The organism is Halorussus halophilus (assembly GCF_008831545.1).
Taxonomy (GTDB): Archaea; Halobacteriota; Halobacteria; order Halobacteriales; family Haladaptataceae; genus Halorussus; species Halorussus halophilus.
Map to the genome: position 1 here is coordinate 2,944,594 of NZ_CP044523.1, position 24,186 is coordinate 2,968,779.

Annotated in this window: 22 protein-coding genes; 10 read left to right on the top strand and 12 right to left on the bottom strand. The window is 62.8% G+C overall.

Annotated features, from left to right (window positions below):
- Positions 1-265: 265 nt before the first annotated feature.
- From F7R90_RS14640 to F7R90_RS14650, 3 genes are all read right to left on the bottom strand, one after another.
- Complete coding sequence (locus tag F7R90_RS14640; protein ID WP_158058144.1) at positions 266-844, bottom strand: DUF7090 family protein; 579 nt, start codon at positions 842-844, stop codon at positions 266-268.
- Between the two features lie 59 nt (positions 845-903).
- Positions 904-1,935, bottom strand: a complete 1,032-nt coding sequence (locus F7R90_RS14645) for a phosphotransferase family protein (protein ID WP_158058145.1) — start codon at positions 1,933-1,935, stop codon at positions 904-906.
- Positions 1,936-2,057: 122 nt separating this feature from the next.
- Positions 2,058-2,495, bottom strand: a complete 438-nt coding sequence (locus tag F7R90_RS14650; RefSeq protein ID WP_158058146.1) for a DUF2391 family protein — start codon at positions 2,493-2,495, stop codon at positions 2,058-2,060.
- Positions 2,496-2,600: 105 nt separating this feature from the next.
- On the opposite strand from F7R90_RS14650, the gene F7R90_RS14655 reads away from it, so the two are divergent.
- Positions 2,601-3,281 carry a class I SAM-dependent methyltransferase gene (locus F7R90_RS14655; protein WP_158058147.1) on the top strand — a complete coding sequence of 227 codons (681 nt, stop codon included), beginning with the start codon at positions 2,601-2,603 and terminating at the stop codon, positions 3,279-3,281.
- Positions 3,282-3,286: 5 nt separating this feature from the next.
- Here F7R90_RS14655 and F7R90_RS14660 read toward each other — a convergent pair whose 3' ends face one another.
- The 3 genes from F7R90_RS14660 to F7R90_RS14670 form a co-directional block, all read right to left on the bottom strand.
- Positions 3,287-3,460, bottom strand: a complete 174-nt coding sequence (locus F7R90_RS14660) for a DUF7501 family protein (protein ID WP_192498330.1) — start codon at positions 3,458-3,460, stop codon at positions 3,287-3,289.
- 105 nt (positions 3,461-3,565) lie between these two features.
- Entirely contained in the window at positions 3,566-4,141 is a 576-nt protein-coding gene (locus F7R90_RS14665; RefSeq protein WP_158058149.1) for a peroxidase-related enzyme, read from the bottom strand.
- Between the two features lie 61 nt (positions 4,142-4,202).
- Positions 4,203-4,760, bottom strand: a complete 558-nt coding sequence (locus F7R90_RS14670; protein WP_158058150.1) for a DUF1684 domain-containing protein — start codon at positions 4,758-4,760, stop codon at positions 4,203-4,205.
- 833 nt (positions 4,761-5,593) lie between these two features.
- Here F7R90_RS14670 and F7R90_RS14675 point away from each other — a divergent pair.
- The 4 genes from F7R90_RS14675 (at position 5,594) to F7R90_RS14690 (ending at position 12,845) form a co-directional block, all read left to right on the top strand.
- Positions 5,594-7,948 carry an ATP-dependent DNA helicase gene (locus F7R90_RS14675; RefSeq protein ID WP_225741190.1) on the top strand — a complete coding sequence of 785 codons (2,355 nt, stop codon included), beginning with the start codon at positions 5,594-5,596 and terminating at the stop codon, positions 7,946-7,948.
- Between the two features lie 192 nt (positions 7,949-8,140).
- Positions 8,141-9,856 (top strand): outer membrane protein assembly factor BamB family protein, encoded by a 1,716-nt coding sequence (locus F7R90_RS14680; protein ID WP_158058152.1) that lies wholly within the window; start codon positions 8,141-8,143, stop codon positions 9,854-9,856.
- A 155-nt stretch (positions 9,857-10,011) separates the two neighbouring features.
- On the top strand, positions 10,012-10,842 hold the full coding sequence (locus F7R90_RS14685) for a plastocyanin/azurin family copper-binding protein (RefSeq protein ID WP_158058153.1): 831 nt from the start codon (positions 10,012-10,014) through the stop codon (positions 10,840-10,842).
- A gap of 233 nt (positions 10,843-11,075) precedes the next feature.
- Positions 11,076-12,845: a PQQ-like beta-propeller repeat protein gene (locus F7R90_RS14690; protein WP_158058154.1), complete on the top strand. Its 1,770-nt coding sequence runs from the start codon at positions 11,076-11,078 to the stop codon at positions 12,843-12,845.
- Between the two features lie 3 nt (positions 12,846-12,848).
- On the opposite strand, the gene F7R90_RS14695 is transcribed toward F7R90_RS14690, so the two are convergent.
- From F7R90_RS14695 to F7R90_RS14705, 3 genes are all read right to left on the bottom strand, one after another.
- Positions 12,849-13,913 (bottom strand): ABC transporter ATP-binding protein, encoded by a 1,065-nt coding sequence (locus tag F7R90_RS14695; RefSeq protein WP_158058155.1) that lies wholly within the window; start codon positions 13,911-13,913, stop codon positions 12,849-12,851.
- Complete coding sequence (locus F7R90_RS14700) at positions 13,906-15,762, bottom strand: ABC transporter permease (RefSeq protein ID WP_158058156.1); 1,857 nt, start codon at positions 15,760-15,762, stop codon at positions 13,906-13,908. Before F7R90_RS14700 ends, F7R90_RS14695 begins: the two co-directional genes overlap by 8 nt.
- Before the next feature lie 73 nt (positions 15,763-15,835).
- A complete protein-coding gene (locus tag F7R90_RS14705; RefSeq protein WP_158058157.1) occupies positions 15,836-16,999 on the bottom strand; it encodes a thiamine ABC transporter substrate-binding protein in 1,164 nt (387 codons plus the stop codon).
- A gap of 170 nt (positions 17,000-17,169) precedes the next feature.
- On the opposite strand from F7R90_RS14705, the gene F7R90_RS14710 reads away from it, so the two are divergent.
- A complete protein-coding gene (locus F7R90_RS14710) occupies positions 17,170-17,508 on the top strand; it encodes a DUF7344 domain-containing protein (protein WP_158058158.1) in 339 nt (112 codons plus the stop codon).
- A gap of 30 nt (positions 17,509-17,538) precedes the next feature.
- Here F7R90_RS14710 and F7R90_RS14715 read toward each other — a convergent pair whose 3' ends face one another.
- Positions 17,539-17,994, bottom strand: a complete 456-nt coding sequence (locus F7R90_RS14715) for a hypothetical protein (protein WP_158058159.1) — start codon at positions 17,992-17,994, stop codon at positions 17,539-17,541.
- A 191-nt stretch (positions 17,995-18,185) separates the two neighbouring features.
- On the bottom strand, positions 18,186-18,656 hold the full coding sequence (locus F7R90_RS14720; protein WP_225741191.1) for a twin-arginine translocation signal domain-containing protein: 471 nt from the start codon (positions 18,654-18,656) through the stop codon (positions 18,186-18,188).
- 728 nt (positions 18,657-19,384) lie between these two features.
- On the opposite strand from F7R90_RS14720, the gene F7R90_RS14725 reads away from it, so the two are divergent.
- Positions 19,385-20,377, top strand: coding sequence for an AI-2E family transporter (locus F7R90_RS14725; protein ID WP_158058160.1), 993 nt, complete (start codon positions 19,385-19,387; stop codon positions 20,375-20,377).
- A 2-nt stretch (positions 20,378-20,379) separates the two neighbouring features.
- Here F7R90_RS14725 and F7R90_RS14730 read toward each other — a convergent pair whose 3' ends face one another.
- Positions 20,380-21,165: a sulfurtransferase gene (locus F7R90_RS14730; protein WP_158058161.1), complete on the bottom strand. Its 786-nt coding sequence runs from the start codon at positions 21,163-21,165 to the stop codon at positions 20,380-20,382.
- 234 nt (positions 21,166-21,399) lie between these two features.
- Here F7R90_RS14730 and F7R90_RS14735 point away from each other — a divergent pair, with 234 nt between their 5' ends.
- The 3 genes from F7R90_RS14735 to F7R90_RS22285 all read left to right on the top strand — a co-directional run bounded on the left by F7R90_RS14735 (position 21,400) and on the right by F7R90_RS22285 (position 23,956).
- Positions 21,400-22,257, top strand: coding sequence for a sulfurtransferase (locus tag F7R90_RS14735; RefSeq protein WP_158058162.1), 858 nt, complete (start codon positions 21,400-21,402; stop codon positions 22,255-22,257).
- Between the two features lie 856 nt (positions 22,258-23,113).
- Positions 23,114-23,743: a rubrerythrin family protein gene (locus F7R90_RS14740; RefSeq protein ID WP_158058163.1), complete on the top strand. Its 630-nt coding sequence runs from the start codon at positions 23,114-23,116 to the stop codon at positions 23,741-23,743.
- 60 nt (positions 23,744-23,803) lie between these two features.
- Complete coding sequence (locus F7R90_RS22285; protein WP_192498331.1) at positions 23,804-23,956, top strand: hypothetical protein; 153 nt, start codon at positions 23,804-23,806, stop codon at positions 23,954-23,956.
- Positions 23,957-24,186: the final 230 nt, after the last annotated feature.

The window sequence follows — 24,186 nt, forward strand, 5'->3', positions numbered from 1 at the left end:
TTAAGCCTCTCTCTTTCGAGACGGCGTTACGGCCGCAAATCGCTCTAGCGGGGTCGATTACGCAATCTGAGCGCGTTTCAGCGTGTCGTATCGAGGCGATTTGCTGGACGCTTAGGTCCAGTTGGTCGCCTAGAATCGGTCGTTTGGGGATTTCGGAGTTGCGGGGTCTCGGAGTTCTCACGCTCCCCTCTCGGTACAGGGTAGACGCTTCGCAACCAGCGTCAGACTCCTCAGTTCGTCCACTCCGAGAGAAATAGCCGTTCGTTCAGAAGTCAGCCGAGACGTTGCCGTCGCGGTCCAAATCGACCACGGCGTCGAACATGCCGAGGAACTGCTCGACCTGCACCTCGTCGTGGACGCCTTTCGAGAGGTGGAAGAGACCGACTGCGTCGTGTTCGTCCAGCATGTCCAGCACGTCCTGAATCAAGTCCCGAACGTCGCCCTCGTCTGCGTAGTAGGCCATCTCGGTGATGGAGTCGAGGCTGATACGGCGCTTGCCATCGGTCTCTTCGAGGAATCGCTCGGTGATTTCGAGGATGCCGTCCAAGTCGTCGGGCGAAGAGACGTAGTGGACGTTGTCGGTGCTTCGTCGCGAGTAACCGCGCTCGATGCTGAGCGTGTCCAGAATCTCGGCTTTGGTCTCGTCTACGTCGTAGTGGTCGAGTTTCTGTTTTACCTCACGCGCGGTCGTTCGCGTGGAGATGACGAGGAAGTTGTCCGTGTCGGCTTTCAGGAAGTCGGTGTCGATGCGATCTGTTTCACCGGTACTGGGATGCAGAAGCAGGATGCCCGTGCCACCGGGAATCGTGTCGGGCGCGTTCTCGATTGCGAGTTGATAATCCATATCGTCCGGTAATACGGGGGACGGACTTAAGACTGCGGGTCAGGGCGCGCTGGCGGGGGTCAACGCGGCGGACGATTTTCGACGATTCGACGGATTTCGGTGGCCAGTTCCTGTCCACGGTGACGGTACTCCAGCGTGCCGGGGTCGTACCAGCGCGCGAGCGCGTTGACCGACCGTCCCATGGCGATCAACCGGTAGAGGTCGCGGGCGGGCACGTCCGAGTCGAACGGGAGCGGGTCGTAGAGTGCTTCGCGGACGGGGTCCGGGTCGGAGACGTACCTCGACAGGAGATACTCCGTGTTGATGGCGGTGAATTCGAGCGGCCCGATTTTGGCGCGTTCTAAGTCGAACACTCCGGTTACGCCGTCGATGCCGTCCGGCGGAGTTCCATCACGACTCAGCAGATTCTGCGGAGACAGGTCGGTGATGACCACGGAAGGAGTCGGTTCGGTCGGAAATCGGTCCCGATTCGCGCGGAGGAACTCGGGAACCGCTGGCACGATTTCTTCGAGCGCGTCGTGGTCCGGTGAGCCGTCGTAGAGCGTTTCTCCGTACTCCACGAGCATCGTCGCGCAGTCGTCGAAGTTGGCGACGGCCCGTGGTCCCGAGCCATCGTCATCGAACGACTGAATCGGCCCGTATCCGTCGGTCGCTGACTCGGGAATCGTTGCGAACTCGCCGACGACGGCACCCAAAATTCGCACCGCGTCGGGGGCCGTCACACTCGCCACATCTCGGAAGTCCGCGGCCAACTCCTCGCCGGGGAGTCGCTCCATCACGACGAACGGCGGCGTCTCAGCGGGGTTCTCCTCGAAGGCGTAGACTGTTGGAACCGGGAGGTCGGTGTATTCGGCGAGCAACCGATACGCCGCGACGCCTGCGCGAAAGTGTGCCCTCGTGGAGTAGGCCGCGAACTTGACGACGAACTCGTCGTGGTCGGGACCGCCGACGAAGAACACGTCGTTGACGCCGCCATCGACGTGCGTAATCGTCGCGTCGGCCGCCGAGAATCGGTGCTGCTCGGGCACCTCGACCCGAGCGAGTGCCTGCCGGACGACAGACCGACTGACGGCCGGGGCCTCAGTCGTCATGTGCGCGCTTGCGAGGAGGTGGCCTCCGTGCCGAGACGACGACGTGATGGTTCATATCGGCCGATAAGAGGAGGGGCCGACTTAAGCCCGTGGGTCAACAGTCAGGAGTCAACAGACAGGAGTCAGAACACGCTGTCAGCGGTGGCCGCGCCGACGACGCTGAAGATTGAACCGACGGAGAGTGCTTTGAGCGTCGTCGCCATCGTCTGCCGAGAGACCCCATCGAGATAGGTGTCCGAGAGGAACGTCTCGGGTGCGTCGAAGACGAGGACGAGGATAGCGACGGACCCGAACGAGACGAGCATCAGCGAGATGAACCGCGAGGGGATGCCCGCGACCTCCGCCTCGCGGTCGGGGTCGCGTTCGTCGTCGGCCTTGTAGAGCGCGCCGTAGCCGACGCCGAAGACTATGAGGACCGTCAGCAGTCCCTGCCACGTCTCCATGTTCTCTGCGAGTCGCCACACCTCCTCCGTGACGACGAACGGCCCGGCGAGCAGGAACCCGCCCACTATCTGTTGGGCGGAGTCGGCCAGCGCGAACCGTTTCTTGTTTCCGACCATACGCGAAGTGACAGGCCCCGTGCGTAAAAGGTTCCTGCCACGAGGAGCGCCGCGTCGGAGTCTCGTTCCGAACCCATTTTGTCGCTCGCATTCCTCCCTGCCTGCATGAGCGTCCGCGACGAGTTCGACGAGTGGGCGGCCGACGGCCGCGACAAGGGAATGGAAGACCGCCACTGGCACACGGCGAAGCACGTCCTCGCTCGGATGCCCGTGGATGCGGGGGATACGGTCCTCGACTTGGGCACCGGGAGCGGGTACGCGCTTCGTGCGCTCCGCGACACGAAGCGCGCCGGTCGAGCGTACGGTCTCGACGGTTCGCCGGAGATGGCCCAGAATGCCCGCGGGTACACCGACGACGACAACGTCGGCTTTCTGGTCGGCGACTTCGACCACCTGCCGTTCGCCGACGACAGCGTGGACCACGTCTTCACGATGGAGGCGTTCTACTACGCCAACGACCCGCAACAGACCTTAGAAGAGATCAAACGAGTTCTGCGACCGGGTGGCACCTTCTACTGTGCGGTCAACTACTACGAGGAGAACGTCCACTCCCACGAGTGGCAGGAGTTCATCGACGTGGAGATGACTCGCTGGTCGGCCGCAGAGTACCGCGAAGCGTTCGAAGAAGCAGGTCTCTACGTCGCCGAGCAGGACAACATTCCGGACCGAGACATCGACATCCCCGACGAGAGCGAGTTCCCCACCGACGACTGGGAGACCCGCGAGGCGATGGTCGAGCGATATCGGGAGTTCGGGACGTTGTTGACCGTCGGCGTCGCGCCTTGATATTCTTATCCGCTCCAACCGCCAGCGAGGTCGCCTGCGACGTTACTCCTCCACGTCTCGAACCCGGTCTCGCACTCTTCGCTCGTTCCGAGGTGGTCCACGAAGCCCGCGCCGGGAGTTTCGAGTTCGGTGCCACAGAACGGGCAGTGATTCGGGTCGTTCCACGTCGTTGCTGACATGGCTACTGGTGGGCCGAGAAGACGTATATATTTTTCCGGCATACAAATTAGGGTGTTTTAGGTAGCTTGTATGCCCCTTATACACAAATATTGGGGGTCGAGAAATCACTCCATCTCCCGCGCGAACGTGTAGAACTCCTCGTTCGGGCGCATGTCCGCCAGCGTGGACATGCGGTTGCTCAGGTTGAAGAAGGCGGTGACGCTCCCCACGTCCCAAATTTCCTCGTCGGAGAGTCCAACTTCGCGGAGTGCGTCGAGATCTGCTTCTGTTACTCTTCCCGGTTGCTCGGTCAACTTCACTGCGAAGTCGAGCATCGCGCGCCGACGCTCCGAGAGGTCGGCGGCGCGGTGGTTGGTGGCGAGTTGGTCGGCGAGTTTCGGGCGCTCGCTGTAAAACCGACAGAGCGCGCCGTGGGCGACCACGCAGTACAGACAGTCGTTGACGCCACTGACCGTGACGACTATCATCTCGACTTCTTCGCGGTCGAGCGGCGTGTCCTCGACCAGTGCGTCGTGGTACTGGAAGAACGGCCGGAAGTGACTCGGTTTGTAGCCGTACGCGCGGAAGACGTTCGGCGTGAACCCGGCGCGTTCGGTCTCCTCTTCGATTCGTTCTCGGAGGTCGTCTGGTAGGTCCTCGGTCTCCGGAACCGGAAAGTTCGACATGGGGTCGTCGGCCATACCAACGACTCGGTAGCAGGCAGGAAGTAGTTTAGCCCGCCCGCGAGTGTTCTCGCGGAGTTCAGTAGTCTTTCTCGCCAGCCAGAATCTCCACGTCGAGCCAGTTCTCCTCGGGCGCGAGCGGGCAGGAGAACGTCTCGCTGAACGCGCAGAACGGCGAGTACGCGAGGTTGAAGTCCAGCGTCATCTCGTCTATTTCGGCGAGGTCGGCCTCTGGTTCGAACTCCATGTAGCGGCCGTCTTTGTACGTCTGCTGTCCAGTCGTCTTGTCCCGGAACGGGACGAACAGGCCGTCTTGGCTCTCCTGCTGGTAGCCTGTGAGTTCGTAGGCTTCCTCGTCGATGCTGAATCGGAGCGTGGCGACGCGCAGGTATCGCTGTGGTCGCCCCGCACTCACGTCCATCTCGACAGGTTCGGGTTGGTCGTGGACCTCGACGTCGGCGGTGACGCGATACTTGGGGTCGGGGTCGAAGTAGTCGAGGCCGTCGAAGTCCTCGCGCTCTTCTGGTGGGATGGGCGACTGTGGGTGGTCGGCGAACATCTCGTCTTTCTGCTCGCGGTGACTCTGGAGTTCTTCGCTCCACTGTGTTTGGTCGAAGTCGTCTTCTTCCGTAGTCATAGTCGGGAGTTGTGGTTTGGGCCGGGTAACGGTTTGCATCGCTAGCCGCGTAGGGGTGTTTTCACGGAAGTTGAAGTTAGCACGCCAGTGAACAACATCGGAGAGCTAGCTACTCCCGATACCGAGAAAACCGCACGGCACAGCACCGCACGAGCCACACCCTCCCCAACCGACTGCGTTTCTCAGGTTCGGAAGACGCGGAGTCGCGCGTCTTCCGCGCTCCGATATCTGCGGGTTACATCCGCAGATCAGCAAGACGCGGAGCGTCTCGCAAGCCTCGTCCCTCGCGCGAGGTTTGGTCGCGGGCGCAAGACCGCGACCAGCGCGCGCCGATGACCTACAGACAGTTTCGCGCATCCTCAGAATCCACCCGAAGCGTGGTGTCGGACTCTGCGTGAGGGGAGTCTTCCTGAACGAAGTGAAGGAAGGCTCGAAAGACCCTCCGGGTCTTTCGGTGCGAACGCAGGCTCGACGGACGCGGTTTGTCCGTCGGTGCCTCGTGGTCCGACAATTCGTGCGAGGGATGAGTGAGCGAAGTCTTCGTGAGCGTAGCGAACGAAGGCTCCGAAGACGCGGTTTGTCTTTCGGTGCGAGCGAATCGGGTGGAGAAGCGTGTGGCCCGTTAGGTGCTGTGCGGGGCGGTGCGGTCTCTCCTTGGTTTCGGGAGTAGCTAGCCTCACGTCGTCCTCACTCCACCGGAAATGTCAACCAACTCAATTGTCAGTCTCGGTCACGTCGTCCTCCAAATTCGAAACGAAGTATCTCACAAACTCGCGTTCACTTCCACCTCGCATTCCGAAGGTTCAAACCCGAAGGCGAGCAACCTCGTGGCAGTGACTTCCGCCGATTCGTGGCGCGAGGTGTTCGGCCACGACGACCCCTACGACGAGCAGGTAGACGGCATCGAGACAGCCGTCGAGACCGCCGAAGACGGTGGGTTCACCGTCCTCGAAGGAGCCTGCGGGACCGGCAAGACGATGCTCGCGCTGACCGCGGGCATCCACCTCGTTCGGGACCCCGACAGCCAATTCGAGCGAGTGTTCGTCCTGACCAGTGTCAAACAGCAGTTGCGCCAGTTCGAAGAAGACCTCCAGACCATCAACGAAAATTTGCCCGACAACTGGGACCCCGTCACCGCCCAGACGCTCGTCGGGAAGGCCGACGTGTGTCCGTACAACCGCGAGAATGCGGGCGGCATCGACGACGAGAACGTCTACAGCCGCTGTGAGACCCTACGCGAGGATACCCGCGCGATAACTGGGGAGGGTGGCTCCACGACGGCTCAGAATCTCGTTTCGCGCGCTCGAAGCCAGCAAACCGGCTTGGCCGATAGCCGCAATCAGGGCCGGGCGGCTGCCTCCTACCTCGAAACAGCCGACGAACCGACGCCCTACCCACCGGAGATGCCGGAGTACGACGACCTCGAATACTGCCCGTTCTACGCGCAGTTCCTCGAAGACGTGCCCGAAGACGGCGACCCCATCGAAGCCGTGCCGTTCGACTTCGACAGCATGGGACTCATCGACTCTGAGGAACTGGTTTCCTTGTCCGTTCAGCACGGCACCTGCCCGCACTCGATGATGGGCGCGCTACTGCCCCACGTCGAGGTCGTCGTCGGAAATTATTATCACGCGTTCGACCCCGTGACGACGGCCACCTTCACGGGTGCGTTGCTGGACGACGAGACGTTCGTCGTCTGCGACGAGGCGCACATGCTGGAACCGCGCGTGCGCGACTTGGTGAGCGACGCGGTGGCCGACCAGACGCTTCGAGACGCAGAATCGGAACTCAGTCGAGTTATCCAACCGCTCCAATTCGACAAGGAGGGCAAGGAGAGCCACACCACCGCCGACGCCAATCTGGTGCGCGGCGAACTGCAAGACAGCGACGTGAACCTCTCGGAAATCGAGGAGACTCGCGAGTTCATCCGGGACTTGCGCGAAGAGTTGGACCGCCGAGTCACGGCCCACCTCGAACGCGAGCATCGCGGCTGGAAGTCGAACCTGACCGACTTGCCGGACGACGAGATTCCACTGCGACCCCCGACGCAACCACAGCAGGACGAGATCAGCGAGTGGGCCGAAGACCGAGGCTACCACGATGGGGTCTGGGTGCGCGCCGAGGCAGTCGGCGCGGTGGTGTCTCGAATCCTGAACGAGGCCGAAGACGAGGAGAAAGAGCGCGCCTGCCTCCCCGCTGGTCGCGTCCTCGGCGAGTGGTATCGCAACGACCACGAGCACTACTTCCGGGAAATCGTCTTGGAGCGGACGTGGAACGACATGGAGCCGAACAAGTCGTGGCGACGCGCATACAACGCCCGCCTCGCCATGCAGAACTGCGTGCCGAGCGACGCCATCGGCGAGCAACTCGGGGAGTTCGGCGGTGGCGTCCTGATGAGCGCGACGCTCGAACCGCTCGACGTGTTCGAGGAGGTGACGGGGCTGAACCATCTTCAGGAGAACGACCGCCGACCAGTCGTGGAGCGAACCTACGGCCTGAACTTCCCCGAAGAGAACCGCGAGAGTTTCGCGGTCGATGCCCCCAAATTCACCTACGACAACCGTGGCCAGACGGACGAGGAGACCCAGACAAGACAGGTGTACGCCGCCGCGCTCCGCGACGTCGCTCAGTCGTCGCCCGGCAACGTCCTCGTCGGGATGCCCAACTACGCCGAGGCGAAGTGGGCCGCCGAGACGCTGCGCGAGAACTCCAGTATCGAAAAGCCAGTTCTGCTGGACGAGTCGAGTGCCGACGACGTGACCGAGGACCTGAAAGACGAGTTCTTCGGCGGCCAGTCGAAAGTGCTGGTGACGAGTCTGCGCGGCACGCTGACCGAGGGCGTGGACTACGAGGGCGACAAACTTCACGCGGCAGTCGTCTGTGGCGTCCCCATCATCAACACCGCGAGTCCCCGGACGAAGGCAGTCAGAACTGCCTACGACCGAGCGTTCGGCGACGGATTCGAGTACGCCCTGACCGTGCCCGCGGTGCGAAAGGCCAGACAGGCGCTCGGCCGGGTGATTCGGGGCTGGGACGAAGTCGGCGTGCGAGTGTTGGTGGACAAACGCTACGCGCGCGAGTCGTGGAACAGCGTGCGGGACTTTTTCCCCGACCACGAACGCGAGGAGTTCCAACCGGTGAGTCCGGACATGCTGTCGCTCGGGTTGGAGCGGTTCTGGCGCGACTGATGGTACGCTCGCGCTCTCGTTCCCGATTTCTGTACTCTTACCGACTCCCCTATCAGATTGTGCGGCGAATAACTGCGGCGAGAGCGTCTGTTATTCAATCAATAGTAAACTGACTAACTGTACTCGGGGGCGGTGTCGCCCTCGGTCAGACAGTCGGCCGAGCGGCTAAATCGACAGTTAGTGACAACAGAGATGCAACGAACAACGAAACTATCGGTACTGCTAGTAACGACCCTCCTCCTCGTCTCGTCGGCCTCGCTCGGCGGGGCGGTCCTCGCCGGGTCGTCGATGGCGGCGAACGCCAGTGATGACGCGTGGCAGAGCGACCGCGCCGACAGTGCGCGAACCGGCGCGACGAACGCCGCCGGAACGAGCGTGGAGTACGCAGACACCGCGTGGGACACAGAGGGAGAAGGCGAGCCCACCGGCGTGGCCGTCGCAGACGGCACCGCCTACGTCGGGTACGAAACCGAACACCAAACCGCCGTGAGTAAGGGCGCAGTCGTCGCTCAAAACGCGACGACTGGCGCGGAGGCGTGGAACCGAACTGACCTCTCGGTCGCGGTCGGTACGCCCGCGGTCTCCGGTGACACGGTGTACGTCTCCACGGAGACGATCACCAGTCCGCCGAGCTACGATGTTGGGAAAGCCGGACTCTTCGCACTCGACGCCGACACCGGTGAGACGAAGTGGCGCTTCGAGGGAACCACCGACTGGGAGACCGCGCCCGTCCTCACCGACGGAGCGGTGTACGGCATCTCGAACGGGACGCTCTACGCACTCGACACGGAGACCGGTGAGAAACGCTGGAGCGTGGAGACTTCGGCGGGAGTCAATGGCTACACCGGCTACGGGGGCCTCGCAGTCACCGACGGAACGGTCTACGTGACCGGAGCAGACGGAACCGTGACGGCCTACTCGACCAGCGACGGGAGCCAACAGTGGAACGTGTCAGTCCCTGCCGCGTCGGACATGTCTGGTCCTGCAGTCTCGGAGGGGGCACTCTACGTCACCGCACAACCGAACGTCGTCTACCGGTTGTCGGCGGACGACGGGGGCGTCGAGTGGCGGCGGCCCGTGCGAGCGAAGTTCGAGGACAGCGAACCAAACTGGATTAGCGAACCTGCGGTCACCGACGGAACGGTGTACGTCACCAGCGACGACCACTACGAAGACGGCGACGACGAACGCGTCGGCGCGGTTCACGCGCTGGACGTGAAGACGGGCACCGAAGACTGGCAGTTCCGAACTGCCGCGCGACTCACGAGCGCGCCAACGGTCGGTGAGGACGCGGTGTACGTGGGCGGCGACTACGCAACCGTGGGCGACTACAGCGCGAGCTACCGCGGCGAGGAACCGACCAAGTACGGGATTCACGCCAGTGCCTCCCATACGGTCGTCTACTCGCTCGACAGAGCGGACGGAAGCCAGCGGTGGAGTTACGCCACCAAGAGCGGAAGGTGGTACGAGGACCCGTTCGTCACGGCACCCGTGAACGGTCGCGTCTACGTCGCCGAGAGTGACGACCGAGCGTTGTCTTCCGGTGGGAAAGTCTACAGCCTGAACGGGAGCGAGACGAAACCGAGCGACGAGCATCAGGTCGCAGACGACGAACCGCGGACGCGAGACTCCGAACCGACGGCGACGATTCGGACCGCGCCGAAGAACGCCGAAGAGCGAGAACTTGCGGGCAACTCGACGGTGAAACTACGGGCGAACGCGAGCGACGAGGACGACGAGATAGCCACCTACGAGTGGGACCTCGACGGTGACGGCACCTTCGAGACCACTGGCAAGCGTGCGGAAGTGACCGTCCCGGCGTGCGACAGCGTCGAAGTCACACTGCGCGTCACCAGTAGCGACGGCGACACAGCGACGGAGACGATTACGCTCGACGCCGGAGCGTAAGCGAGCGACTTCGAAGACATCGGAATGCTTCGAGGACCATCGAACGCTTCGACGGTCCTCGAATCGACCGGCGTCGCATCCTTTTTCACCGCTACGTCGAACGGCGTAGAGAGTGTCCGTCCAATTTATCCGCTCAGCAGTTGTAACGCGCCTCGATGGGGGAAAATCAACACGCGCGGCTGTCGCGGCGGGCCGTCCTCGCGGCCGCCGCGACGACCGGGGCACTCGCAGGAATCGGGGGCGTACGGGGAGGCGGAAAATTCGGAAGGACCCAGACGGCCGGAATCGCGCTGGACGCGCGGGTTTCGGGGTGGGTCGGACAGTCGCCGCAGTCGGTTGCGGGGGCGACAAATCCGACGCTCTCGCTCGAACCCGGCGTGACGTACCGCGTGACGTGGACCAACGCCGACGGAATTCCGCACAGTTTCGTCGTCGAAGACGCCGACGAGAACTCGCTCGTCGAGACGGACGTACTGTCCGAGCAGGGCGTGACCCAAACCGTCGAGTTCGAAGCGACGCCTGCGATGGCCGAGTACTATTGTGCAGTGCATCCCCAGACGATGCGAGGGACGGTGGCCGTCGAGTCAGGTGGTGCGACCGAAACGGCCACGGAGTCCGAAACGACCGTCGAGAGCGGTCGAGTGCCAGTTCTGGAAGCGGAGACCATCGTTCTCGGCGGACGGGTCGGTTACTGGCTCGGACTCGCGCCGAGCGCCATTCAGGGCCGCCCGAATCCACCGCTTCGACTTCGAGCGGGCCAAGAGTACGAACTCGTCTGGCTGAACCTAGACGGCGTCGAACACGACTTCCACGTGGTGAACGCGAGCGGCGAGGACCTCGCCGATACCAGCAGTCGGGACGACGTGGGCGAGACCCACGAAACGTCGTTCGAGGCGACGCCGGCGATGGCAGAGTACCTCTGTGCGTTCCACCCGCAGTCGATGCGGGGCGCGGTAGAGGTCGTGAGCGAGTCGGAAGTCGAGTGAGCGCAGACGACGTGACGACCTCTCGACCAGCGCGATTAGTCACTGCTTTGTCGAGTGGTTGCCCCCCGAATAAATCAGCTGTCCGGTCCTTAGCCGCCGAATAGTAAACCGTCTAACCATACTTCGTGCAGTCGTCAGACCGGCCACGCGGTCGGTCGAGACGAATCGACTGCCGAACGGTATCGGGAGTTCGAACGATATACAAGACAACTAAATGATAGTTGGAATCGAAAATGGATAGGCGAACGAAGTTACTGAGCGTCTTCCTCACCGGACTCCTCCTCGTCTCCGGGGCGACACTCGGTGGGGCAGTGATGGGAGCACAACCGACAGCAGCGAACGCCAGCAGCGACGCGTGGGAGAGCGACCGCGCCGACGACGGTCGCACCGGCGCGACGAACGCCGCCGGGCCGAGCGCGGAGTACGCCGGGACGGCGTGGCACTCCGACGCACTCGACGGCGAACCGACCGGCGTCTCGGTCGCGGACGGAACCGCGTACGTCGGTATCGAGATGAAGTATGACGTAGCAATCAGCAAAGGCAAAGTTGCGGCCCGAGACGCGAAAACTGGCGAACTGAAGTGGTCCCGAAACGAGATTCCGAAGGTCGCTGGAACGCCAGCGGTCGCCGGAGATACGGTCTACGTCGCCACGGAAGCGTACACCGCGGGCGGCTACGAACAACGGAACGACAGCATCGAACGCGGCTTCTACGCGTTCGACGCCGACACCGGTGAGACGAAGTGGAAGTTCACCGGTGCAGTCGATTGGGACCGTGGCATCTCGCCGGTCGTCGTCGGCGACACGGTGTACGCCATCTCGAACGACACGGTGTACGCGCTCGACGCGGAGACGGGCGAGAAACTCCGAACTATCTCGCCACCGACGGAGGGCGGGACTACCGACGACGGCGTGACGACCTCTCGGTACGTCAAGGGATTCGCCGTCGCTGACGGCACACTCTACGTCGAAGTCGGACAGAGCGTGACCGATTACAGCACCGACGAGTACGACCCAGAGTATTCGACGGACGTCGTCGCGTACGACGCGGCGAGCGGCGACAAAGCGTGGACCACTACGATGAACGGCGCGTCCGAAGGAATGGCGGCCACCGACTCGGGCGTCTACGTGACGCTCCAACCGAATACGGTCGTGAAGTTCTCGACTGACGGCAACCAGCGGTGGAAGCAGAAGGTTACTGCGGACTTCCAAGACAGCAAGTCCGACTGGGTGAGCGCCCCGGCAGTAGACAACGGAACGGTCTACGTCGCCACAGACGACCACAGCGAAGAGGGCGACGACGAACGCGTCGGCGCGGTCCACGCACTCGACGCGATGAGCGGTGCCGAAGACTGGCAGTTCCAGACGTCGGCACTCCTCACGACCGCACCATCGGTCGGCGAGGACTCAGTGTACGTCAGCGGCGACTACCCCAAACAGGACGGCGACTACGTGGAGGACAACCCGCAAGGGGCAACGCAGACGTACATGTCCCGAACAGTCGTCTACTCGCTCGACCGAATGGATGGGGCCGAACAGTGGAGCTACGCGACCCACGACGGAACGACCGAGATGGACCCGTTTGCCACGGCACCCGTGGGCGACCACGTGTACGTCGCGGACGAGGACCAGTACAGCACCGACGGCAACCTCTACGTGCTGAACGGCAGTGAGACGCAACCACCGGTAGAACATCGCCTCGCTCCGGACGAACCGCGAGACAGAGACTACGGTCCTGCGTTCGAACTCAAGACGACGCCGAAAAACGCCGAGGACAAAGCACTCGACGGCAACTCCACGGTGCAACTCCGTGTAAACTCGACGAACGAAGAGACGATAGAGAGCGTCGAGTGGGACCTCGACGGTGACGGCGACTACGAAGTGACGGGCAAGACCGCCGAAGTGACGATGCCCGCTTGTGGAAGCATCGAGGTGACAGTGCGAGTCACCGACGACGACGGCGACACGATAGTTCGGGACTACGAGTTCTCGACGCTCGACTAACCGTCAGTCGTCTGCCGTCTTCGAAGACTTTTTTCGACCGCCGTACTCGACGACGTGCGCGGATTCCGGAGCGAAACCGACAGTCACGCACGACGAATCTGGCCGCTCGGACACGCGCAGAGTCACGTCGCGCCCCGCCCAGTCGAGATGCACGCGAAACGACTCGCCGAGGAACTCGACAGTTTCGACGGTAGCGTCGAAGGCGTTGGCGGTTCCGTCGCCGCCGAGTTCCAGTGCTTCCGGGCGGACGCAGAAGACGACCGATTCGCCCTCGCTGGCATCCACGCCCGCAACGTCGAAGACAGTGTCGCCAACGGCGACACCGTCTGCCCAGACTTCGCCCTCGAAGACGTTGTTGTCGCCGAGGAACTCCGCGACGAATCTGGTTTCGGGGTGGCGATACACCTCCTCTGGCTTGCCGACCTGCTCGACGTGGCCGTCGTTCATGACGGCCACGCGGTCGCTGACCGCCAGCGCCTCCTCTTGGTCGTGGGTGACGTAGACAGTCGTAATCCCGAGTTCCGATTGAATCCGCTTGACCTGCGTTCGCAGGCTCTGGCGCAGTCGCGCGTCGAGCGCGCTCATCGGTTCGTCCAGCAGGAGTACGTCGGGTCCGGGCGCGAGCGCCCGCGCCAGCGCGACGCGCTGTTGCTGGCCACCGGAGAGTTCGTCGGGAGCGCGCTCGCCGAAGCCAGCGAGGTCCACCAGTTCGAGCAGGTCGGCGACTCGCTGGTCTTTTGACTGCCCGCCGGGCGTCCCACGGAACCGCAGTCCGTAGGCGACGTTCTCCGCGACGGTCATGTGCGGAAAGAGCGCGTAGTTCTGGAAGACGATTCCCACGTCTCGGTTCTCGGGGGCGGCCCCGGACATCTCGCGGTCGGCGAAGTACACCTCGCCCGAAGTCAGGGTCTCGAAGCCAGCGATTGCTCGTAGAGTCGTAGTCTTCCCACAGCCAGACGGCCCGACGAGCGTGAAGAACTCGCCGTCCTCGACTCGCAGACTCACGTCCGAGAGCGCGGTGACGCCGTCGAACGCCTTCGAGACCTCGGACAGTTCGAGGTCAACCACGCTCGAATCGACCTCCCAGTCGGTCGATGACGACGAAGCTCAGACTCGTCACCGCGAGCAGGACCGTTCCCATCGCAGTAGCGGGGCCCAACGTCCGGTTGCCGATGTAGCGTTCGACGGCGACTGGCATCGTGTAGCTCGTACTTCCCGTGGCCAAAATCACTGTCGAGTCGAACTCACCGATGCTGATTGCGAAGGCGAACGCCGCGCCCGCCGCGACGCCCGACGCCACGAGCGGGAGTTCCACGTCGAGCAGTGCCCGAACGCGAGACGCACCGAGCGCCCGCGAGGATTCGACCATCGAGCGGTCGATGCCCGAGAGCGGCGGCGCGACGTTGCGCACGACGAACGGATACGCGGCGACGGCGTGGGCGGCGACGATAGCGACCGGGCCGCCGATTTGCAATCGCGTGCCGAACAGTTCGACGCCGAAGACCAGCCCTCGCAACATCCCCAGTCCGACGACGACGCCGCTGACCGCGAGGGGGGCCATCGCCGCGGCGTCGGCCACCTTGCTCCCCCGGCCGCCGCGCGTGGTGAGTACTGCAATCGTGACGCCCATCGGGAGCGCCACGAGGAGTGCAGCGACGCCGAAGAGAAGCGAGTTCTGCACGGCGACGCCGGGTTTCGTCTGGAACGAGGCTCCGGTCGCTTGGCGTTCGAGCAGGAACTGGTAGTACTGAAACGTCAAGCCGTTCGGACCGGTGATACTCTCGACCACCATGCTGGCGAGTGGGCCGACGAAGACGACTGCGACGACGACTGCGTAGACGAGGACGCCCGCGCGTTCGGCGAGCGCGCTCGGTGTCCACTCACCGGGAACCAGTCGCTTCCTCGGCGGCGGATTCACGGCGCGATTGCTCCCCGCCTGTCGAGCCTCGTAGCGGAGGTACGCGTAGGTCAGCACCAGCGAGAGGACGGTCTCGATGACTGCGAGAACTGCGGCTTCGGAATAGTCCAAATCCTGCACCAGCGAGTAGACCCAGACCTCTACGGTCGCGAGTTCGAACCCGCCGAGCGCGAGGACGATGGGGAACGACATGAATGTGAAGACGAAAGTGAGGAGCGCGCCGGTCAGAACTGCGGGGAGGAGTTGCGGCGCGAGTACGTCACGGAAGGCCCGAATCGGATTCGCGCCGAGGCTTCGCGCCGTCTCGACCATCCGGGCGTCCACGCCCTCCCACGCCGCCGTCGTGACGCGTGCCACCAGCGGCGCGTTGTAGAAGGCGTGGGCGACGATTATCGCTTCGAGCGTGAACAGCAGGTTCACTTGGCCGAGACCCAAGAATCCGAGCAGGTCGTTCAGCGGGCCGTTCGTCCCGAAGAAGGCGACGAAGCCGATGGCGACCATGATGGAGGGGAGGACGAACGGCAGGATAGTCAGCGACCGAATCGTCCGGCGGCCCCAGAACTCGTAGCGCGAGAGGACGTACGCGCCGGGCAAGCCGAGCGCGACGCTGGCAATCGTGGAGAGAAACGCCTGAAACGCGGTGAATCCGAACAGGCCGAGCGGTGTGCTGGCGGCGACGTCGCCCAGTTCAGAGAAGTTTCCACCAAGAAGTGGCGCGAGGACTCCGAAGTAGAACGAGTCGGTGAGGATTTCGCGGACGGTACCGAGGCTGAACTGGCCGCCGACGCGCACGGCTTCGACGAAGACGGTCAGGACGGGGTAGTAGAAGAGGACCGCCAAGACGAGCGCAGTTGCGACTCCCAGAATGGCGAGCGCGTGGCGTTCGAACCACTCGAGTCCTCGTTTCGGCGTCGCGGACTCTCGGCGGCCAGCAGTCTGGCCGCCGTCGGTGCGGTGGTCGGACTTCCGACTTCCGCCATCTCGCTCGTCTCGGCTCACGACTCGTCCTCCTCGCTCGCGTTTTCGAGACTCTCGGTCGCGTCGCTCACTCTGGTCTCGCTCCCGCTCTCGCTTACTTGCTCGCTATCTCTCGTGCCCACGAATCGACCCATTCGTCCACGTTCCCCTTGAGTTCGTCGTACGTGAACGTGACCGGATTCTTCGGCACCTTCGCGTACTTCTCGAACTCCGCGGAGAGCTTCGCCCAGTCGGTCGCGGGGAACTGGACGTTCCGCGTGGCGATTTTACCCTGTGCTTCCGCCGAGAGCATGAAGTCCATGAACGCCTCGGCGAGTTCGGGGTTGTCGGTGTTCGCGAACTTCGCCATGCCCTCGGGGTTGGCGTAGCCCTGCTCGTTCAGGAAGCCGACTTGGTGCTTGCTCATGTCCTGATCGTAGCGGTTGGCGTACACTTGGTCGGTGGAGTAGGAGACGACCATCGGCGCTTCGCCGTTCTCGTAGGCAGTGTAGGCGTCGTCCCACGAGCCGAGGATTTTCACGTCGTTGTTCTTGAGCTGTTTCCAGTAGTCGAGGTACTGGTCTTCCCCGAGCGTGTGAACCGTCCAGAGCAGGAAGGCGCGGCCAGTGACGGAAGTCTGGGCGTTCTGCACGATGAGTTTGCCCGAGTAAGGGTCTTTCGTGAGGTCGTCGAACGTCGTCGGAGCCGTCTCGACCTTGTTCTTGTCGTAGACGAGGCTGATGTACCCCGTGTCGTACGGTACCGCGCGGTTCTTCGGGTCGAACTTGAGACTGTCCTTGACGTGCCCGTAGTTCGAAAGCGAGTCGCCCGTCGAGGCGAACAGTTCCTTGTTCCCAAGTTTGTCGTCGATTCGGATGAGATGGTCCGTGTTGACCCCGACGTAGAGGTCGGCGTCGATGTCCACACCCTGCGCGCGTCGCTGGATGTAGTAGTTCATCTCGTTCTCGGGCGTCTTCCACTCGACGGTCACGTCGGGGTGGCGCTTCTCGAAGGTCTTCTTGAGCCACGGTCCCGGCGAGGAACTTGGCGCGTCTACGAACGAACTGTAGGTCGCGACCTGCAGCGTCCCGCTGAGACTCTGCTCGGTCTGCGTCTCGGTCCCCGAGTCGGTCGTCGTCGCACTACTCGTTTCCGTGTCCGTCCCACCGCTCTCGGTCGTTTCCGTGGTCGTCGCGTCGTCACCACTGCCGCCGATACAGCCAGCGAGTCCGACGACGGTGCCGGTGACGCCGCTTTTAACGAAGGTTCGTCGTTTCATTACTCGGTGGTTGAATCCAGTGGTACTTAATTAGCGTGATGTAGGACGAGACTAGAGATTCGTCGTTCTGGGAGCCGATAGCCGACGTTGAAGGTTTATTTCACTAATTAATAAGGGGCAGTCGCTCTCATGCCGGAGGCGTATGGGTCGAGGGTCACTACTGAAACTGTGTGACCCGAATCAAGGACGCGACAGAGACGCGCATCGAAATCGACAGTTCGTCACGAACCGGTCGGTACGACGTACTGGCGAACGCCGGGTGCAAAGCCGCCCTCCGGTACATTCGGCGCGCGGACGGAGCGGTCGGTCTCGCCGACCTCGCCGAGCGTCTGCTCGTCCGCAAGCACGACCGGCCACCGGGCCCGACCAGCGACCCCAAACAGCGGACGGTCGAGTTGCGCCTGCACGAGCGAGACCTGCCGCTGTTGGAGCGCTACGGCGCGGTCGATTACGACCGCGACAGCGGTATCGTCCGCGACCGAAACGTCGATGGCCTCCGGCAGAATTAGCGACCCCCGCGACGCCGGTCTAGCGGTCTGTCACTGTTGCTCGTCGATGCGGCGTATCGGCACTTCGAGTAAGTTGAGGGCCGAACTGAAGTACGTCGTCTCGGTCCCGAACGCGTAGCGACCCGACGACCGGAGGAATCGTCTCGTGAACACGAACAGGTAGACCGGAGCGGTCCCGATGTTCAGCGAGACGACGTATCCGTTGTAGTCGTCCGGTTGAGAGATGACGGAAACCGGCCGTCCCGTCGGTTCGGTGAGCATCGCAACCGTGATGCTCGCCGAAAGCGTGCCGACGATTCGAAATCTCGCGGTCGGATAGAACTCGCGGGCGAACACCAAGGCGGTGCCGCGTCTTCGATTGCCGTCGGTCGTAGTCTGCTGGAGGCCCGCCGTTCGGTCGTCGTTCGCCGTCTGCTCGTCGGTCACGGCTGTCTCTCGATTCGTCAAAATAGCCGACTGCTCGACTGTGCGTGACTGGTCACTCATTCGTTCGTCTTCCTTGGGTAGTCGTTCGTTTTCGTTGGTCAGTCGTTCGTCTCCTTTGGCTGGTCGTCATCGCCTCTCCCGTCGGTGTCCGCGGTCGTCCCCGCCCGGGTAACGTCTCCGAGTCATCTACGTGGAAAAATTAGATACGGTCGAAAGTGCAGTTTCGAATACGACGGAACTGTGAGACGTTCTCAGTTCCCTTGGAGACGCGCCTGCGACGAGAGTAGGCTGAGGCGGGAACTGAAGACCGTCGCATCGACGCCGATGCGGTAGTTCCGACCAGTCTGCAGGTTCTGTCGCGTGAACGCGAACGTCGTGATACCGGCAGCACGGTCGGTGTCACCGCCCGTAGAGAGTCGGTACGTGATGACGTAGCCATTGTAGTCGTCGGGCTGGCTGATTTCCGGAACGGTCTGGCCGCCGGGGCGGCGCAGCGCGCGCACCGTGGTCGATTGTTGGAGCGGCGCGATTACGCGGAACCGCACGCCCGGGTAGTACTGGTAGGAGTACACCAGGACGTTTCGGGACTGCTGGGCCGCCGCACTGTCCGCGCTCGCGGCACCGAGGGCCAGTCCGCCAGCGGCAACTGCTCCCTTCTTCATGAATGACCGTCTCGATTCCCCCGTCTCTTCTTCGTAGGTTTCTGTTTCGTCTTCTGCCATTGTTTTCCCCCCTCTTCGGGGCACTACTTCTGTAAGCCGGAACCCCGCATAAAGGGCTTCAACTGTTCAACGAGCTAGATTCACCCTATTTGGTCAACGGCGAAATATATCTACGAACCGGTTCGAAAACGCCCTAAATCCGTTCTTTTGGAGTATTTCAACGATTTTTTCTGTAGATACGGAAGTGTAGTATCGGGCAGTCACCCGTTTGCCGACTGTACGAGACGTTCTACAGACCGTTGCTCAGACGCAGTTCGGAGTATGGCGGATTACCCCGGCGGAAATGGTTCAGTGGCGCGAAATCGGTACCGAATCGTCAACGAGGAGCGTAGCGCAAACGTCGAGCGTCAAACCGACGAATAGCGCGCTCGGCCTCTTCGTAATCGAAGGTTGCACGAGCGAAACGAGCATTTCGGTCCAGTACCGTTCGATGGAACCCGTCGTTTACAAGTTTTCAGTCTCGTTCGCCTCCCAGTTCGGTGAGAGGAGACACTCCGAGACGAAGCGACCGTCAGACACGAGACGCTCGGAGTCGTCCGTTTGAACCGTCTCCGACGCCTGTAACCATCCTTAGTCTATCGCCCGCCGTCGTCTATCACTCCTCGTTCGGTAACCGAGATTACGACCTGCGGCGGGTGCTCGCTTCGATAGACTGCGCCGGGACGACCGGAGCGGTCGCCGGGTGGCTCAGAGCGAACAGTTTTCTCGCAGTGGTTCGATGGCCCGGTATGAGCGGAGCGCGACAACGCGTGTTGACGGGGTTGTTCGCCGTGCTGGCTATCGTCGCCGCGGCCGTGCTGTTCGACGTTCTCGGCACGGTCTTCTTCGCGATTACCGTTGCGTACGTTCTCACGCCTCTGCACAGATGGCTGGTCGAGCGTGGGGTCTCCCGGTGGATGGCCAGTGCGGTCGCCACCGTCGTCGCGTTCGTCGGCGTCCTGCTCGCGTTCCTCTCCGCAGGGTTCCTCCTCTACCGGCGACAGACGGAACTGCTCGCGCTCTTGGGCGACTTGCCGGAAAGTCTCACGTTCGAACTACTCGGCTTCGTCTACGTCCTCGACGCTAGCGTCGTGTTTCAGTTCGTCCGAGCGAACACGCGGGACTTCGCACTGGCGATAGCGCGACTCGCACCGGTTCTCGCGCTGAAGTTCACGCTGTTCGCGCTCCTCGTCTTCGCGTTGCTCGTGCGGCGCAAGCAAGCCCACCGGGCGCTGCTCGGGTTGGTTCCTCCGAAGTACCGAGATATCGCGGCGTCGTTCGAGGACCGCACCCGAGAGACGCTGTTCGCCATCTACGTCTTGCAGGCCGCGACGGCCGCCGGGACGTTCCTCTTGGCGCTACCGGTGTTCTACGTCCTCGGCTACGAGTTCTTCGTCACGTTGGCACTGTTCGCTGGCTTCCTCCAGTTTCTCCCAATCGTCGGCCCGTCGTTTCTGCTCGCCGTACTCGCGGCGTATCGAGTGACCGTGGGCGACGTACCGGGTGCGCTATTGGTCGTGGTCTTCGGCGGCGTACTCGTTGCGTGGCTTCCCGACGCGGTGATTCGGCCGCGACTGGCGCAGGAAACGGCGCATCTACCGGGTAGCCTCTACTTCGTCGGGTTCACCGGCGGGCTACTGAGTCTCGGCCCGGTCGGGTTCATCGCTGGGCCGCTCGTCGTCGCGTTGCTGGTGGAAGCGGCAGAACTGCTGAGCGTGGAAGTGAACGGAGAAGGGGCGTAGCGCTATTCGGAGCCAGTTTCGATAGGCGCGCCCGCCGCCTCCCACTCCGTCAAACTGCCCTCGTAGAACGCCAAGTCGTCGTAGCCCAGCGACGAGAGGACGACGTAGGTGTGGCTGATTCGCCTGGCGGTGTTGCAGTAGAGGACGACCTGTTTGTCGGGGGTGACGCCGTGGGCGTCCAGAATCGAGTCGAGTTCCTCGCGGGGTTTCAGTCCCCGCGTCTCGTCGTCTACCAGTTCGAGCCAGTCGAGATTGACCGCGCTCGGAATGTGGCCCTCGGCGTACTCCTCGGGGTCGCGGGTGTCGAGTACGACCGCGTCCGAGTCGTCGATGGCCTGCTCGACGGTGTCTTGGCCGACCAGTGGCGAATGTGCTGGCTCGCTGATTTCGTAGGTAGTCCCGGTTTGTTCGGGAACCTCGCTCGTCGTCTCGTGTTCGCGCGTCCACGAACTGAAGTCGCCGTCGAGCAGGTGGAGGTCCTCGTGGCCGTACAGTTCGGCGGTGACCAAGAACCGCGCCGCGAAGACGCCGTGCATGTCGTCGTAGGCGACGACGGTGTCGTCGTCGCTGACTCCTGAATCGCCGAGCAAGTCCGCCCACTTCTCCTCGCCGGGGAGCATGCCTTGGTCAGTGTTGCTATCACTCCGAAACTCGTCGAACGGCACGTTGACCGCGCCGGGAACGTGGCCAATGCCGTCGTACTCCCAGCCGTCACGCACGTCAACGACCGTTACCGCTGACAGTCGCTCAGACAGCCACTCGTCGCTCACTACGACGTTCTGGTGCATCGAGAAGGAGTAGGTGGGCCGGTGGTTTATGTGCGCCGTTCGGGCCGACTTCTGACCGTTGCTCGCAGGTAGCGGCAATTGTCTCCGCTTCCCGGTGGCGATGACGTATCAGATTGGGGGGACGAGGTGGCTCGCCGGGGGGACCCGGCAAACCTTTCCGGAAGTCCCGACACAAGGCGGAACCTACCGGGGGTAACAGGGATATAACCCGAGAACGTCTATTCGAAACTGGTTATGAGCGAGTACGCAAACGACGTGCTGGTCTCGGCTGACTGGGCCGAAGACCGCCTGAGCGAGTTCGAGAGCGACGACCCCGAGTACCGACTGGTCGAAGTAGACGTAGACACGGAAGCCTACGAGGAGGCCCACGCACCGGGCGCAGTCGGGTTCAACTGGGAGACCCAACTGCAGGACCAGACCCAGCGCGACATCCTCGAAAAGTCTGACTTCGAGGACCTGCTCGGAGACCACGGCATCACCGAGGACTCGACCGTGGTGCTGTACGGCGACAACTCCAACTGGTTCGCCGCCTACGCCTACTGGCAGTTCAAGTACTACGGCCACGACGACGTGCGACTGCTCGACGGTGGCCGCGAGTACTGGCTCGAAAACGACTACCCGACCACCGACGAAGTGCCGGAGTTCTCCGCACAGAGCTACGAGGCAGGTGGCCCGCGCGAGAGCATCCGCGCCTACCGCGACGACGTGGAGAAGGCCATCGAGCGCGGCGTTCCGCTCGTGGACGTTCGCTCGCCCGAGGAGTTCAGCGGCGAAGTGCTCGCCCCGCCGGGACTGCAGGAGACCGCCCAGCGCGGTGGCCACGTTCCCGGCGCGAAGAACATCTCGTGGGCCGCTGTGACGAATGCGGACGGCACGTTCAAGACCCGCGACGAACTCGAATCGCTCTACGCCGAGGAAGGCATCGACGGCGACGGCACGACGGTCGCCTACTGCCGCATCGGCGAACGCTCCTCGGTCGCGTGGTTCGCACTCCACGAACTGCTCGGCTACGAGGACACCGTGAACTACGACGGCTCGTGGACGGAGTGGGGCAACCTCGTGGATGCCCCCATCGAGACCGGCAGTAACTAACCGCGAACTCGTTCTTTTGTTTTCTCGCGATTCTGGGCTTTCTCTGTATCCGAGAGTCAAACGGCGTCTTTCGCTCGGCTACGCAAACCACCAGAAACGGCTGGTGAGACAGGCGATCGGGAACGCTCGGGGACGCAAGCAACCAGCAGCGCTCGGTGAAACTGGCGACGAAAACGCCCGGTGATACAAACCACACGGGCGGGACTGAAAGGGGTCGGACGCTCGCGCTTGACTTGGTCGTCTGCGCGGGCACTACTCGCGCTGGGCGGTGCGGAGAAGCGCGAGTATCCCGCGTCAGCGACCGTCTCGTGAGCGAAGCGAACGAGACCTCGGCAGTCGCAGCCCGCGCAGCAGCGCGAGCAGGACCGTCTGCCGGTGGCGAGCGTCCGAGGGCTTTCGAGGAAGAAACTGCGGGTGTATTGACTGCTATGTAGCAACGACGCACGCAGTGACGCTAGCTACTCCCGAAACCAATGAGACCGCACAGCACCGCGACGGCCACCGCTCGCGGCTCTGCCGCTCGCCATCCGAGGCCCGCTCTCCGCAACACCCGCGCGCCTCGCGTCCCTCCCCAACCGACTGCGTTACTCGGGTCTGGAAGACGCGCAGTCGCGCGCCTTCCGCGCTCCGTTACTCGTCCACCGGAAGAGCAGACTCTTCCGAGCCTTGGCTCACGTCCGTTCGCCAAGACCTCGCGCGAACTGGTCGCACCACGAGGGTGCGACCGCACGCGCCCTGACCAAAGTTTCACCGTATCGAGTTTGCATGGTCTGGTTCTACACACCGACAACCCGCCACTTCCACACCTTTCGCCGCCGTCGTAGGTTACAAACCGCCACCCTGCGTACCTCAATCTATGAATCCAGAGGAGTTCGTCCAGACCGTCCGCGACGACAACGAGACCGCGCTCTCCCGACTCGGCTCTTCGAAGTCGCTGTACGCCGAGACGGAGGGCGAGATGGAACCGCAGGTCGTCTTCGCCGCCGCGGCCGACGCCGAGTACGCCGCCGCCGAGACGTTCGAGGCGTGGGCCGATTCGGAGGCGAATGAGACCGCGAGCGAAGCCTTCGGGGAGACCGCTGCGGAGGAGCGCGACCACTACGAACAGGTTACGGCGAAGTTGGACGAAGACCACGAACCGAGTGAGGTTCCGGCAGTTCACGAGTACCTGCGCGACGTGGACGACACCGCGGGCCGGGTCGGCGGCTTTTTAGGGAGAACTATCGCCAGCGAGAAATCGAAAGAGCAGATGGTCGGCTTCTTCGTCGGGCAGGCCGACCCGCAGACCGCCCAGTTGTTCCGCGACTTGGGCGACGACTTGGACGGACAGTTGGAGCGAATCGAAGCGTTGCTGGACGAGGTGTGCGAGAGCGACGACGACTGGGACCGCGCGAAAGAGACCGCCAGCGGCGCGATTAATGCGGCTTACGAAGAATACACGGAGACCCTAGAGGGGATGGGCGTCAATCCGAAACCGGTGTGTTGAGACGAGCAGTCGATTTTTCGCCGTCAACGTTTAGCCACAGAATCGCGTACATCGTTCGTCATGCCACGCAAGAAGCACCACCGATGCAATCTCTGCGGGAAGGACTTCGAGGGCGGCGACGAGTTAGAGGACCACGTCGAGCGCAGGCATCCAAAACAGGACGTTCACTGGTGGGTCGTCGCCGAAGACCCGAGCGATCTGTCGTTCGAGTAGTGGATAGTTGGTGAGCGTGTTGATTTGGAAGAGCGGAATTCGCGGGAGTGTTAATTTGGAGAGGACGGACTGGTGGTTCCTACAGCGTCGAAGCTAGCTTCTCGGAGTCCCTTCACCGCAGTTCGACACCAGAGTTCAGTTCGACACCCGAATGTACCATCTCTAGTACCACACACAACCCATCGTCCCACTCCCAAACGACCCCCTAAAGTAGCTCCAACCCCAACCAA